Source organism: Nocardioides sp. Leaf285 (assembly GCF_001422955.1).
In the GTDB taxonomy this organism is placed as follows: domain Bacteria; phylum Actinomycetota; class Actinomycetes; order Propionibacteriales; family Nocardioidaceae; genus Nocardioides; species Nocardioides kribbensis.
In genome coordinates, this window is the sequence record NZ_LMNH01000002.1 from 397,923 (window position 1) to 411,829 (window position 13,907).

At 74.6% G+C, this 13,907-nt stretch carries 13 protein-coding genes; 8 read left to right on the forward strand and 5 right to left on the reverse strand.

The window, feature by feature from the left end; translation table 11 throughout:
• From ASF47_RS07075 to ASF47_RS07090, 4 genes are all read right to left on the reverse strand, one after another.
• Positions 1 to 663, reverse strand: a complete 663-nt coding sequence (locus ASF47_RS07075) for a DedA family protein (protein WP_056863296.1) — start codon at positions 661 to 663, stop codon at positions 1 to 3.
• 10 nt (positions 664 to 673) lie between these two features.
• Complete coding sequence (locus ASF47_RS07080; protein WP_235558670.1) at positions 674 to 1,513, reverse strand: MBL fold metallo-hydrolase; 840 nt, start codon at positions 1,511 to 1,513, stop codon at positions 674 to 676.
• Entirely contained in the window at positions 1,510 to 3,720 is a 2,211-nt protein-coding gene (locus ASF47_RS07085; protein WP_056863297.1) for a phage holin family protein, read from the reverse strand. The genes ASF47_RS07080 and ASF47_RS07085 overlap by 4 nt, the downstream gene beginning before the upstream one ends.
• A 213-nt stretch (positions 3,721 to 3,933) precedes the next feature.
• Positions 3,934 to 4,752 (reverse strand): putative protein N(5)-glutamine methyltransferase, encoded by an 819-nt coding sequence (locus tag ASF47_RS07090; RefSeq protein ID WP_156697785.1) that lies wholly within the window; start codon positions 4,750 to 4,752, stop codon positions 3,934 to 3,936.
• A 192-nt stretch (positions 4,753 to 4,944) separates the two neighbouring features.
• On the opposite strand from ASF47_RS07090, the gene ASF47_RS07095 reads away from it, so the two are divergent.
• Positions 4,945 to 6,003 (forward strand): MBL fold metallo-hydrolase, encoded by a 1,059-nt coding sequence (locus ASF47_RS07095; RefSeq protein WP_056863298.1) that lies wholly within the window; start codon positions 4,945 to 4,947, stop codon positions 6,001 to 6,003.
• 4 nt (positions 6,004 to 6,007) lie between these two features.
• Complete coding sequence (locus tag ASF47_RS07100) at positions 6,008 to 6,628, forward strand: hypothetical protein (RefSeq protein WP_056863299.1); 621 nt, start codon at positions 6,008 to 6,010, stop codon at positions 6,626 to 6,628.
• A 93-nt stretch (positions 6,629 to 6,721) separates the two neighbouring features.
• On the opposite strand, the gene ASF47_RS07105 is transcribed toward ASF47_RS07100, so the two are convergent.
• Positions 6,722 to 7,567, reverse strand: coding sequence for an aldo/keto reductase (locus ASF47_RS07105; protein WP_056863300.1), 846 nt, complete (start codon positions 7,565 to 7,567; stop codon positions 6,722 to 6,724).
• 97 nt (positions 7,568 to 7,664) lie between these two features.
• On the opposite strand from ASF47_RS07105, the gene ASF47_RS07110 reads away from it, so the two are divergent.
• The 6 genes from ASF47_RS07110 to ASF47_RS07135 all read left to right on the forward strand — a co-directional run bounded on the left by ASF47_RS07110 (position 7,665) and on the right by ASF47_RS07135 (position 13,907).
• Entirely contained in the window at positions 7,665 to 8,102 is a 438-nt protein-coding gene (locus tag ASF47_RS07110; protein WP_200918980.1) for an NUDIX hydrolase, read from the forward strand.
• Positions 8,103 to 8,249: 147 nt separating this feature from the next.
• Entirely contained in the window at positions 8,250 to 10,112 is a 1,863-nt protein-coding gene (gene dnaK / locus ASF47_RS07115; protein ID WP_056863302.1) for a molecular chaperone DnaK, read from the forward strand.
• Complete coding sequence (gene grpE / locus ASF47_RS07120; protein ID WP_056863303.1) at positions 10,109 to 10,768, forward strand: nucleotide exchange factor GrpE; 660 nt, start codon at positions 10,109 to 10,111, stop codon at positions 10,766 to 10,768. Before dnaK ends, grpE begins: the two co-directional genes overlap by 4 nt.
• Positions 10,769 to 10,841: 73 nt before the next feature.
• Positions 10,842 to 12,035 (forward strand): molecular chaperone DnaJ, encoded by a 1,194-nt coding sequence (gene dnaJ / locus ASF47_RS07125; RefSeq protein WP_056863304.1) that lies wholly within the window; start codon positions 10,842 to 10,844, stop codon positions 12,033 to 12,035.
• A 4-nt stretch (positions 12,036 to 12,039) separates the two neighbouring features.
• On the forward strand, positions 12,040 to 12,486 hold the full coding sequence (locus ASF47_RS07130) for a heat shock protein transcriptional repressor HspR (protein ID WP_056863305.1): 447 nt from the start codon (positions 12,040 to 12,042) through the stop codon (positions 12,484 to 12,486).
• A gap of 110 nt (positions 12,487 to 12,596) precedes the next feature.
• Positions 12,597 to 13,907: a hypothetical protein gene (locus tag ASF47_RS07135; protein WP_056863306.1), complete on the forward strand. Its 1,311-nt coding sequence runs from the start codon at positions 12,597 to 12,599 to the stop codon at positions 13,905 to 13,907.

Consider the following 13,907-nt stretch of genomic DNA (forward strand, 5'->3'; position numbering starts at 1 on the left):
TCAGTCTCCCGCACGCGGCCGGCGCCGCCGCGCCGATCCCATCGCTGATCCCGGCCCGGAGCCCGGCGACGGCGCCCCGGACGATCCCAGCCGCCTCCTCAGCGCCGGGGCCAGCGACGAGCCGAGCGAGAGCAGCAGCGCGGCGAGCACGGCGACGACGACGGCCGTGGTGGTGTCGGCGAGCAGCGAGCCGCCGGCCAGGCCGATGGCGGCGTAGACGACCGCCCACAGGGTGGCCGCACCGACCGCGGCGCTGGCGAAGCGCCGCGCGGGGTAGCCGGTCAGCGAGGCCACCAGCAGCACGGGCACCCGCCCGCCGGGCACCAGCCGCGAGACCAGCAGGGTGCGCAGCTCGTGCTCCTCGATCGACTCGCGCAGCCGGTGGAGCCGGGTCTCGGGGTCGTCGGGGCGCAGCCACCCGACCCGCCGCGCGAGGGGCTCACCGGCGCGGCGCAGCACGGCGTAGGTCGTCACGTCGCCCACCCAGGCGGCCGCGCCGCCCACGGCGACGACCAGCGGCACCTCCCACAGGTGCGAGTCGGCCGCCAGCACCGCGGTGGCGCTGACGGCGGCCCCGGTGGGGAGCACGGGCACGACCGCGCCGACGGCGACCACGCCGAAGAGCACCAGCAGCGCCACCAGGCCGAAGTGGTCGGCGCTCACCGGACCGCCCTCACAGGACGATCCGCTCGGCGGGGGAGGCGAGGACGGGCCGGGCGCTGCCGGCGCGGGCCAGGGCGTCGGCGAAGCGCCGGCCCGGGGTGACGAAGAGGCGGTGGTGGGTGGCGCGGTCGACGCGCTCGAGCCCGACCGGCCAGAAGGTGCCCCAGTGCACCGGCACCGCCCAGCGGGCGCCGACGCGGCGCACGGCCTCGGCCGCCTCGTCGGGGTCCATGTGCTCCTCGCCGAGGCTCGGCCCCCACCCGCCGACCGGCGGCAGCGCCAGGTCGACCGGCGCCACCTCGCGCATGTCCTCGCGCAGCCCGGTGTCGCCGGGGAACCAGAACGACGCCGGTGCGGGGGCGGTGGCCCCGGCGGTGGTCCCGGAGGTGGCCCCGGTGGCGGGCCCGGTGGCGGGCGCGGTCACGCGGAAGCCCAGCGCCGGCGGCCGCTCCCGCGCCCACGGGTGGCGCCGGCCGTCGTGGCTGGCCGCCAGCACCTCGACGTCGACCCCGCCCACCCGGTGGGTCTCGCCGGGGGCGACGCCCAGCAGCCGGTCGCCGAGGTCGGCCAGCAGCTGCTCCCCGCCGCGCGGCACGACGACCGGCACGTCGGCGGCGAAGCGTCGCAGCGAGGGCAGGTGGCAGTGGTCGAGGTGCAGGTGGGAGATGAGCACGACGTCGGCGAGCGCGGCGTCGGCGGGCGGGAGCGGCGTACGACGGCGCAGGTGCACCAGCCGCCCGGCCAGCAGCGGGTCGAGCGCCACGCGGACCCCGCCCAGCTCGACCGTGGTCGACGCGTGGCCCCACCAGGTGACGCCCAGGCGCACCGGACCCGGGGCGGGGGCGCTCATGCGGTCCCCCCGACGGGCCCGGCCGGCCCCGCCGAGCGGGTGGGGGAGTCGGCGCGCAGCCCGAGCCGCTCGAGGCGCGCGACCAGCGTGCGGTGCACGTCGAGACCGGTGAGCGGGGTGGTGGGCACCTCCCAGTCGGCGGGGTGCAGGAGCAGCGCCTCGGTTTGCCAGCCGCCGAGCCCGCCGTGGGAGCCGACGAGCTCCTCGAAGGCCACGACCTCGCCGAGGGCGGGGTCGTGGGCGCCGAGCACGACGAGGTCGCCGACGTGGTCGCGGCGCTCGAGGTCGAGCAGGTCGGCCGCGGCCCGCGGCCCGTAGGTGGCGAGCGGGTCGGTGCCCTCGCCGTCGACCACTCCGTGGCCCGGCCGCAGGACGCACCAGCCGCCGGGCCCGTCGACGCGCAGGTCGCCGTCGCGGCGCCCGGGGGCGGAGAGCCGGGTCACGACGCCACCGACGCCCGGGTGGGCGGCCAGGCCCGTCACCAGGTGCGGGTGGAGGGCGGCGAGGTCGTCGTGGGTCAGCCGCCCGGGGCGGTCGGTGCGGTAGACGTGGGCGAGGCCACCGGAGACGGCGACCAGCAGGCGGGCGGCAGGTGCGTCACCGCCCGCGCCACCGCCCGCGCCACCGCCCGCGCCACCGTCGGGGGTGCCGCCGGCGCGGCGTCGGGGCCGCTCGGCCACCGACCGGGTCGCCCGGGTCAGGGCGCGCCCGGAGCCCGTCGCGCCGGCCAGCAGCATGCTCGCCGGCACCCACGTCTCCTCCGACCACGTGGCCCGGTCGGCGGGGCTGCGGGGGTCGGGGGCGGCCGCGCCCTGTCCGGCGTGCGCGTCGGCGAGCTCGAGCACGACGTCCTCCAGGGTCCGGCCGGTGAGCTGGAGGAAGGTCGTGCCCTGGGCCTGCCCGTGGTCGGAGACGACGGCCAGCTCGTAGCGCCGGCCGACCTCGCCGCAGACCTGGTCGAGGAACTGCAGCACGCGGTCGAGGTTCTCCAGGGTGCGCATCGACTCCGGCCGGGTGGGCCCGGCGTGGTGGGCGACCTCGTCGTAGTCGACGAAGTCGACGAACACCACCGGGGTCCCGCGGGTGAGCTGCTCGGTGACGACGGCGAGGTTGAGGTCGCGCAGCACCACGGTGGTCAGCCCGCGCAGCAGCAGGAAGGCGCCGCCGCGCCCGACCCGGGGCCGCACGTCGCGCGTGCGCTGGCGGCGGGCCTGGTGCCACTCGGTCACCACCTGCCCGCCGAGCAGGGTCAGCGAGCGCAGGAAGCCGCTGCGCAGCGCCATGTAGGAGGCGGCGCCGCGGTCGGAGCCGGGCAGGCGGCCGTCGCTGATGGTCAGCACCGAGGTGGGTGCGTCGCCGGAGAAGAGGTTGGACACGCTCGCGCCGTCGTCGGCGAGCAGGCCGCGGCCGTCGGACATCGCCGCCTCCACCTCGGCGGCGTCGACGGGGCGGCTGGCCGTGAGCAGCCGCCCGCGGCCCTTGTCCCACCAGCGGAAGCCCGGCACCGCGGTCACGTCGCCGTGCAGCAGCACGGCCTGGCCGGCGGGGGTGGTCGCCGGCACGCCGGTGTGCCAGCCGCGCATGCGGTGGCTGCCCGAGCGCAGCCAGCGCGACACCGTGGGCAGCGCCCCCGCGGTGATCGCCTGGCGCAGCAGCGGCTCGCTGACCCCGTCGAGCTGCACCACGAGCAGGCCCGGTCCCTCGCTCCCGGCGCGGCGCGTACGACGCACGGCGCGGCCCAGGAGCTGGCCCAGGAACGCCTCGTCGGAGCTGGCGTCGAAGAGCCAGTTGACCGCCGCGGCCGCGACCGCCGCCGCCCAGGCGGCGAGCACGACCTGGCCGGCGCTGAAGGGCTCCACGGTCGGCACCAGGGCCAGGGCGATGCCGAGCACCACGGCCTGGGCCAGGAAGCCGGCGAGCAGCAGGCCCACCACGCCGGTCAGCACGGTGAGGCGGGTGATCAGCGGACGCACGAGCGCCCCGACGGCGAGCACGCCGACGGCCAGCGCCGCCACCGACTCCGCGCCGCGGGTCACCTGGGTGCCGGGCAGCAGCCACAGGCTCGCGGTGAGGGCCAGGAAGGAGGTGGCGAAGGACCGCAGCGACCCGCGCAGCCAGCGCCACGAGGGGCGGAACGCCGCCAGCTGGCGTCGCACCAGCAGCCACTGGCGCGACCGGAGGGCCGGCGCCGGCGGGGAGGTCGTCACCGCGTCACCGTAGCCAGCCCGGCGAGCGTCCGGTCACACGGCGCCCGACCCGGGGCCCGTCGGGCACCGGGCTCGTCCGGCACGGGGGTGCCGCGGGGTGCGGCGGGGTGCGGCATCGACGGCCCTCCGCTCGCAGGCGCCTCCCACCGGGCCTGCGCGCGCCCCCCGGATCGAGGGCCGCCGATGTCAGGGCCATGCCCGGTGACGCGTCACCTACACCTGCGGCCCGGACTGGTCCAGACCGGTGGCGGGGCGCGGGAGGGTCGCCACCACGGCGATCCCGTCGACGTCGTCGTCGCGCACCACAGTGGCCCGCAGCCCGGCCCCCCGTGCGAGGGCCAGCGCCGTCCCGACCTGGCCCGCGCCCACCTCGACCACGAGGGCGCCGCCCGGGCGCAGCCACCGGTGGGCCTCGGCGAGCAGGCGCCGGTGCAGCACCAGGCCGTCGTCGCCACCGTCGAGGGCGGCGCGCGGCTCGTGGAGCCGGGCCTCGGGCGGGAGGGTGGCCAGGGCGGCGGTCGGCACGTAGGGCGCGTTGGCGACCGCCACGTCCACCGCGCCGCGCAGCCGCTCGGGCACCGCGGCCCAGAGGTCGCCCTGGTGGACCCGCGGGCCCTCGGGGCCGGCGGGCAGGTTGAGCCGGGCGCAGGCGACGGCGACCGGGTCGAGGTCGGCGGCGTGCACCACCAGGTCGGGGCGGCGCGCGAGGAGCGCGGCGCCGACGGCGCCGGTGCCGCAGCACAGGTCGACCACCGTGGCCCCCGGTCGCAGGCGGGCCTCCGCGGCGCGCACCAGCGCGGCCGAGCGCCGCCGCGGCACGAAGACCCCGGGGGTCACCACCACACGGGTGCCGGCGAGCTCGGCCCAGCCGACCACGACCTCCAGCGGCCGGCCCGCCACCCGCTCGGCGACCATCCGCTCCAGCGTCCCCGGGTCGGGGGATCCCTCGGCCGCGGCGCGCAGGAGGCTCGCCTCCTCCTCGGCGTAGACGCAGCCGGCGGCACGCAGCCGCGGCACCAGCGGGTCGTCCACACTCCCATCCTGCCCGAGCGGTCCCGGCGTAGGGTCCGCCTCGTGCCCCCCACACCCGCCCCGACCCCAGGTGAGACCCCAGGCCGGACCACAGGCCGGACCACAGGCCGGACCGCGGGGCCGGGCACGTCGACGGCCCACGCGGTCTCACCCGACTCCGGCGAGCACTGGTCGGCCGAGGGCGCCTGGCCGGTGGCCGACGGGCTCCACCGGATCCCGCTCCCGCTGCCGAACGACGGGCTGCGGGCGGTCAACGTCTACGCCCTCGAGACCGACGACGGGTTGACCCTCGTCGACGGCGGCTGGGCCCTCCCGGCGGCCCGCGCGGTGCTCGAGCGCTCGCTGGCCCGGATCGGCGCGGGCGTCGGCGACGTGCGCCGCTTCCTGGTGACCCACGTGCACCGCGACCACTACACGCTCGCCTCGCAGCTGGCCGGCGAGACCGGCGCCCACGTGTCCCTCGGCATCGGCGACAAGCCGGCGCTCGACCTCTTCCACAGCGACGCCTGGCCCGGGCGCAGCCCGTTCCCCGACGTGCTGCGCACGGCCGGCGCCCACGGGGTCGCCGAGCGGTGGGAGGAGCACGCCCGCAGCCAGGAGGAGTTCGACCTGGGCCACTGGTCCTACCCCGACGCCTGGCTCGAGGGCGACCACCGTCTCGAGGTCGGCACCCGCACGCTCGAGGCCGTGCACACCCCCGGCCACACGCCGGGCCACTACGTCTTCGCCGACCGGGCCGCCGGCCTGCTGCTCTCGGGCGACCACGTGCTGCCCACGATCACCCCGTCGATCGGCTTCACCGTGCCGGTCGTGGCCTCGCCGCTGGGCGACTTCATGGCCTCCCTGGCACGGGTGCGCGAGCTGCCCGACCTGCAGGTCCTGCCCGCCCACGGCCCCGTCGCCCCCTCCTCCCACGCCCGGGTCGACGCCCTGCTGGCCCACCACGAGCACCGGCTCGCGCTGTGCCTCGAGGCGCTGCGCGGCGGGTCCGTCAGCGCCGCCGACGTCGCCGCCGTGCTGCCCTGGACCCGGCACGACCACGCCTGGGCGAGCCTCGACGTCTTCAACCAGGGCATGGCCGCGATGGAGACCAAGGCCCACCTCGACCTCCTCGTCGCGCGCGAGCAGGTCGACGCCACCCCCGACCCCGCCGGGGTGGTCTCCTACGCCGCCCGGCTTGGCTCGCCGACCGGCGGCGGCGAGAATGGCCCCGCGGGCGCCGGCACGGGCCCCGCCGACGACGGGGAGTGATTCGGTGGCCGAGCACGACGACCACGACGGCACCGGCGGCAGCAGCGCCCGGACGCCGGCCCAGGAGGAGTCGCACGAGGTGCGTCGCGCGGTGGCCACCGGCCTGGCCGCGCTGCTGGGCGTCGGGCTGGCGGTCGGCCTCGTGCTGGGCGGCGTCGCGCTCGCCGTGACCCGCGTCGCCGGCGTCGGCGACTCCGGCGCCACCAGCAGCGCCAGCGACACCGGCTCCCTCTACATCCCGCGCTTCGAGGACACCGGCGCCCCCGGCGGCCCCGAGATCACCCTCGGCGGCTCGGCCACCGCGTCGGCCACCCCCTCGCAGAGCCCGTCGCCGACGAGGAGCGAGAAGCCCGACGGCGACCTCACCCTCAACGCCGGGCAGACCTCCGTCGCCCCGATGGGCCAGATCGACCTCACCGGCGTCTTCCCCACCGGGGAGGGGGCGGTGCTGCAGGTGCAGCGCTTCGCCGGCGGCGGGTGGGAGGACTTCCCCGTCACCGCGGTGGTCAGCAACCAGACCTTCGCCACCTACGTGCAGACGAGCACGCCCGGGGTCAACCGCTTCCGGGTGCTCGACCCCGACAGCGGCAAGGCCTCCAACGAGGTCCGCGTCACCGTCGGCTGACGCCTCCCCGACGCTTCCCGACGCGCAGCGCCCCGGACGCAGCAGCACCCCGGACGCTCGGCGTCCGGGGTGCTGCTGCGTGCGGGTGGTGCCTCAGGCGGGCACGTAGTCGAACGTGTCCGGGTTCGGGCCGGTGCGCCCGTCCTCGCCCTTGTCGAGCCCGGCGATGGTGCTGACCTCGTCGGGGGTGAGGGCGAAGTCGAAGATCGCGAAGTTCTCCTCCATGCGCTCGCGCTTCATCGACTTGGGGAAGACGATGTCGCCGCGCTCGACGTGCCAGCGCAGGGTGACCTGCGAGGCGGTCTTGCCGTACTTCGCCGCGATCTCGCCGATGGTCGGGTCGTCGAGCACCGCGCCCTGCGCGATCGGCGACCAGGCCTCGACCTCGACGCCGTGGCGGATCGACGCGGCGCGGGCGTCCTCGTTGGTGAAGTAGGGGTGGACCTCGATCTGGTTCACCGCGGGCACCACGCCGGTCTCGGCCACGATGCGGTCGAGGTGGGCCGGCTGGAAGTTCGAGACGCCGACGGAGCGGGCCCGGCCGTCGGCCACGAAGGAGGCGAGGGTCTTCCAGGTCGAGACGTAGTCGCCGTCGTAGAGCGTCGGCAGCGGCCAGTGGATGAGGAAGAGGTCGATCTGCTCGAGGCCGAGCTTGTCGAGGGTCTCCTCGAAGGCGCGCTCGGCGTCGGCGGGCCGGTGGTAGCCGTTGTTGAGCTTGGAGGTGACGTAGAGCTCGCTGCGCGGGATGCTGGAGGCCTTGAGCGCCTCGCCGACCTCCTGCTCGTTCTGGTACATCTGCGCGGTGTCGATGTGGCGGTAGCCCACCTCGAGCGCGGTGGAGACGGTGTCGGCCGTCTGCTCCGGCGGCACCTGGTAGGTGCCGAAGCCGAGCTGCGGGATCGTCGTCTGGTTGTTCAGGGCGATCGTGGAAACGGTCATGGGGGTCCTAGCGAGCGAGCGCCGCGGATCATTCCTGGTCTCACCCGATCGGGCGTCCCGACCGTGCGCGGTTGACCCGGCCGGAAGGATGGGAGCCGTGCACTACACCGACTACGACACCCGTCTGGCCGCCTACGCCGTGATCACCGACGACGCCGGGCACGTGCTGCTCGCGCTCTGGAACGAGGGCAGCCGTCGCCAGTGGACGCTGCCCGGCGGCGGGGTCGAGCTGCACGAGAGCGTCGAGCAGGGCGTGGTGCGCGAGGTCAAGGAGGAGAGCGGCTACGACGTCGAGCTCGGCGACCTGCTGGGCGTCGACACCTACGTCATCGGCCCCGAGCGCCGCCTCAACGGCTCGGGACGCCCGATGAAGGCCGTGCGCGCTCTCTTCGCCGCCCGCGTCGTCGGCGGCGAGCTGACCCACGAGCGCGACGGCAGCACCGACGAGGCGCGCTGGATCTCGGTGCACGAGGTGGGCGGGCTCGACCGGGTCTCGGTCGTGGACATCGGGCTGCGGATGGCTGGTCTGCGCTGAGACGGCTGAGCCAAGTTGAGTCGATGAGACTCAACTAACTTGTCTGGGCGGCGCGGGCGACGCATCATGGTGTCATCGCCGGACGCAGCCCCTCGGGGCGCGGACGGCCCCACTCACCCGCAGCATCCCTAGATGGAGGTACCACCCATGGCACGAGCCGTTGGCATCGACCTCGGCACGACCAACAGCGTCGTGTCGGTCCTGGAGGGCGGCGAGCCCACCGTCATCGCGAACGCCGAGGGCGCCCGCACGACCCCGTCGGTCGTCGCGTTCGCCAAGAGCGGCGAGGTGCTCGTCGGCGAGGTCGCCAAGCGCCAGGCCGTCACGAACGTCGACCGCACCATCCGCTCGGTCAAGCGCCACATGGGCACCGACTGGAAGCAGAAGATCGACGACAAGGACTTCACGCCGCAGCAGATCAGCGCCTTCGTGCTGCAGAAGCTCAAGCGCGACGCCGAGGCCTACCTCGGTGAGACCGTCACCGACGCGGTGATCACGGTCCCGGCGTACTTCTCCGACGCCCAGCGTCAGGCCACCAAGGAGGCCGGCGAGATCGCGGGCCTCAACGTCAGCCGCATCGTCAACGAGCCCACCGCGGCCGCGCTGGCCTACGGCCTCGACAAGGGCGACGACCAGACGATCCTCGTCTTCGACCTCGGTGGCGGCACCTTCGACGTGTCGCTGCTCGAGATCGGCGAGGGCGTGGTCGAGGTCAAGGCGACCTCCGGTGACAACCACCTCGGTGGTGACGACTGGGACGCCCGCGTCGTCGACTGGATGGTCAAGAAGTTCAAGGACGGCAACGGCGTCGACCTCGCCGCCGACAAGATCGCCAAGCAGCGCCTGCAGGAGGCCGCGGAGAAGGCGAAGATCGAGCTCTCCTCCTCCAGCGAGACCACGATCCACCTGCCCTACATCACCCACGGCGAGTCGGGCCCGCTGCACTTCGAGGAGCGCCTGACGCGCTCGGAGTTCCAGAAGCTCACCGCCGACCTGCTCGAGCGCACCAAGACGCCGTTCCAGAACGTGCTCAAGGACGGTGGCGTCGCCGTCGACAAGATCGACCACGTGGTGCTCGTCGGCGGCTCGACCCGCATGCCGGCGGTCTCCGACGTCGTCAAGGAGCTGCTCGGCGGCAAGGAGCCCAACAAGGGCGTCAACCCCGACGAGGTCGTCGCCATCGGCGCCGCGCTCCAGGCCGGCGTGCTCAAGGGCGAGGTCAAGGACGTCCTGCTCCTCGACGTGACCCCGCTGTCGCTGGGCATCGAGACCAAGGGCGGCGTGATGACCAACCTCATCGAGCGCAACACCACCATCCCGACCAAGCGCTCGGAGATCTTCACCACCGCCGACGACAACCAGCCGTCGGTGGAGATCAAGGTCGCCCAGGGCGAGCGCCAGATGTGGGCGCAGAACCAGCCCCTCGGCAACTTCGAGCTGACCGGTCTCCCGCCGGCGCCGCGCGGCATCCCGAAGATCGAGGTCACCTTCGACATCGACGCCAACGGCATCGTGCACGTCTCGGCCAAGGACCAGGCCTCGGGCCGCGAGCAGTCGATGACGATCTCCGGCGGCTCCGCGCTCGGCAAGGACGACATCGACCGCATGGTCCGCGAGGCCGAGCAGTACGCCGAGGAGGACGCCAAGCGTCGCGAGGCCATCGAGGTCCGCAACCAGGCCGACCAGCTCGTCTACACCACCGAGAAGTTCCTCGGCGACAACGGCGACAAGATCCCCGACGACGTCAAGACCGAGGTGCAGGCCGACGTCGACGCGCTGAAGGCCACGCTGGAGAACTCCGAGGCCTCGGGCGAGGAGATCACCGCCGGCGTCACGAAGCTCAACGAGTCGAGCCAGAAGATGGGTGCGGCCATGTACGCCGCGGCCGAGGCCGACTCCGCCGCCGCCGGCGGGGCGACCGGCGCCACGGGCGAGGCCGACGACGACATCGTCGACGCCGAGGTCGTGGACGAGGACACCACCGGCTCCACCGAGGGTGAGTCCAAGTGACCTCAGCCCCCGGCGAGCAGCCGTCCGGCGAGCACCCCGAGGGCACCTCCGGGGCGGGGGAGCCGCAGCAGCCTGCGGCTCCCTCCCCCGAGGGGGCGTTCCCGGCGGAGGCGGCCGAGATGGCCAACGAGACCGAGGTCGAGGAGGAGCCCGTGAGCGGCGACAGCTCGCAGGACCCCACCGAGCCGACCGGCGCGGTGGGCGGCGACCCGGCCGACGACGAGCTGGCCCTGGCCCGCATGGAGTCGGCCGAGCGGCTCTCCGACCTGCAGCGGCTGCAGGCGGAGTTCCTCAACTACAAGCGCCGCGTCGAGCGCGACCGCGAGCTGATCAAGGAGAACGCGACCTACGCCGCGCTCGCCCCGATCACCGAGGTGCTCGACACCATCGACCGGGCCCGCGAGCACGAGCCGCTCGAGGGCGGCTTCAAGTCGGTGGCCGAGCAGCTCGAGCGGACCGTGGCCAACCTCGGCCTGATCCGCTTCGGCCAGCCCGGCGACGCCTTCGACCCGAGCCTGCACGAGGCCCTCTCCCACATCGGCGAGGACCCCGAGGTCGAGGTGACCACCTGCAAGGTGATCGCCAAGGCCGGCTACCGCATCGGCGACCGGGTCGTGCGCGCCGCCCAGGTGCTCGTGGCCGACCCGGCCGGCTGAGACCCGGTCAGCACCGGCACGACCAGCACCGGCACGACCAGCACCACCGAGACCAGAGAGGGGAGGTTCTCCCGTGAGTGACAACGGCTTCCGCGCCGACTGGGCGCAGAAGGACTTCTACGCCACGCTCGGCGTGACCAAGGACGCCGGGGCCGACCAGATCAAGAAGGCCTACCGGCGCCTGGCGCGGGAGAACCACCCCGACTCCAACCCCGGTGACACCGCCAAGCACGACCGCTTCAAGCAGGTGGCCGAGGCCTACGACGTCGTCGGCGACCCCGAGAAGCGGGCGAAGTACGACGAGATGCGCTCCCTCTACGGCAGCGGCGGCTTCGGCGGCGGCTTCGGTGGGGGAGGCACCTCCGGCGGTGCCGGCGGCTTCAACCTCGACGACCTGCTGCGCGACCGCGCCGGCGCCCCGGGCCAGGGCGGGCTCGGCGACATGTTCGGCGACCTCTTCCGCGGCGGCGGCGCCGGTGGCGGCCGCACCCGGCAGCGGGTGCGCGCCACCAAGGGCGGCGACGTCGAGACCACCGCCACCATCAGCTTCACCGACGCCCTCGACGGCGTGACGATCTCGCTGCGGCTCAGCTCCGACGCGCCCTGCGCGACCTGCTCCGGCACGGGCGGCAAGTCCGGCACCAAGCCCCACGTGTGCCCCGAGTGCGAGGGCGCCGGCTTCGTGGTGGCCTCGGTGGGCGGGGCCTTCTCGATGAACGAGACCTGCCCGGCCTGCCACGGCCGCCAGCTGCTCTACGACGACCCGTGCCCGACCTGCCACGGCAGTGGTCGCGGCCAGTCCTCGCGCACCATCCAGGCCCGGATCCCCGCGGGGGTCAAGGACGGCCAGCGCATCCGCCTGCGCGGCAAGGGCGGCGCGGGGGAGCACGGCGGCCCGGCCGGGGACCTCTACGTCACCGTCAAGGTCTCCGGGCACCGCCTCTTCGGCCGCAAGGGCGACAACCTCACCCTCGACGTGCCGGTCTCCTTCGACGAGCTCGCCCTCGGCGCCGACGTGCGGATCCCGACGCTGGCGGGCACGCCGGTCACCCTCAAGGTGCCGGCCGGCACCCCCAACGGGCGCACCTTCCGCGTGCGCGGCAAGGGCGCGCGCAAGAGCGACGGCACGTCGGGCGACCTGCTGGCCACCGTCGAGGTGCAGGTGCCGGCCGTGCTCGACGCCACCGCGCGCGAGGCGGTGGAGGCCTACCGCGCCGCCACGGCCGGCAGGCCGCTGCGGGCCAACCTCTTCGAGCAGGCCGGGTGACCCCATGGCCCAGCGCGACCCCTTCGAGCCGTCCTACGACGCGGCCGTCTACGTCATCTCCGTCGCCGCGGAGCTGACGGGCCTGCACCCGCAGACCCTGCGCACCTACGAGCGCCTGGGCCTGATCACGCCGGGTCGCACCGGCGGCGGGGGACGTCGTTACTCCCACCGCGACATCGAGCTGCTGCGGGTGATCTCCGAGCTCACCTCGGCCGGCATCGGGATCGAGGGCGTGCGCCGGATCCTCGACCTGGAGAACCACGTGGCCGCGCTGACCGCGCGCAACGCCGAGCTGGCCGATGAGCTCGACCGCACCCGGGCCGCGCTCCAGCAGGCGCTCACCGCGCGGCGGGCCGACGCCTCGCCCCCCGCGCTGCCCAACAAGCTGCCGGTGCTGCGGCGACCCGACCCGGGTCAGTCGCTCGTGGTGTGGCGCCGCGGTCGCGGCTGAGCCGCTCGCAGGCGGGAGCGTGACGCGGAACACCCGTCCACCGACAGGAGCGGGGCGCTAGTCTTCGGCCACCACCCGGCCGGACGGCCGGGCACGAAGGGGTGCTCAGGGTGCAGTGGTTGCTCGACGTGCTGGCCGCGTGGGCCGACGACGTCAAGTGGGTCCACTTCCTCACGATCCCGGTCTTCACCGGCGTCATCGGCTGGCTCATCAACTGGTCGGGGCTGTGGATGCTCTTCAGCCCCGTGCGCTTCCACGGCGTGCGCGTGCCGGGCATGCGCGAGCTGGTCTCGGTGCTGCCGCGCAAGGTGCAGGAGGTGCCGGGGCTGCTCCAGGGCGGCCTGGGCTGGCAGGGGATCATCCCGGCGCGTGCGGCCAAGATGGGCAGCATCGCCGTCGACAAGGCCATCGCCAAGCTCGGCACCCCGGCGGAGTTCTACCAGCAGCTGGAGCCCGACCAGATCGCCGAGCACATCGTCACCGTCTTTCGCCCCGAGCTGCCCGAGCTCGTCGACGGGGTGATGCGCCGCGAGCACCCGCGCCTGTGGCGCGACCTGCCCGGGCCGGTGCGGCGTGCGGTGGTCGAGCGGGTCGACGCCCAGCTGCCGACCGTGGTGGGGCGGGTGACCACCGAGATCGGCACCCACATCGACCAGCTGCTCGACCCCAAGATCATGGTGATCGACCACTTCCGCGACAACCCCTCGCTGGTGGTGCGGATCTTCCGCGACTTCGGCCAGCGCGAGCTCAACCTCATGGTCACCTTCGGCTTCGTCTTCGGCTTCTTGCTCGGCATCCCCGTGGCGGTGGTCGACTCGATCTTCGGCCTGTGGTGGCTGCTGCCGGTGCTCGGCGTCGTGGTCGGCTGGATCACCAACGCGCTGGGCATGTGGCTGATCTTCGAGCCCCCGGAGCCGCGTCGCATCCTGGGCGTCAGGGTCCACGGGCTCTTCCCGCGCCGCCAGCCGGAGGCCGCGGAGGTCTACGCCCGCATCATCGCCGACGACGTGATCACCCTCGAGCGCATCGGCGACTTCCTGCTCGACGGCCCCCGCGGCGACCGCACGCGGGCGATGCTGGCCACCGCCCTGCGCCCGGCCATCGACCTCGCGGTCGGGCCGGCCCGCGGCGCGGTGCGGGTCGCGGTGGGCAGCGACCGCTTCGACACGATCCGCGACTCGGTGGCCCAGGACCTCGTGGGCCGCACGCTCACGCCCTTCCGCGACAAGGACTTCAGCGCGCGCCAGGCCGAGAAGATCCGGGTGCTGGTGGCGCGCCGCACCAAGGAGCTGCCGCCGCGCGACTTCGTCGAGATGATGCGGGCGGCCATCAAGGAGGACGAGTGGATGCTCTACGCCCACGGCGCCATCATGGGGCTGGCAGGCGGCTTCCTGCACCTGTGGATCTTCGGAGTGGGGTGA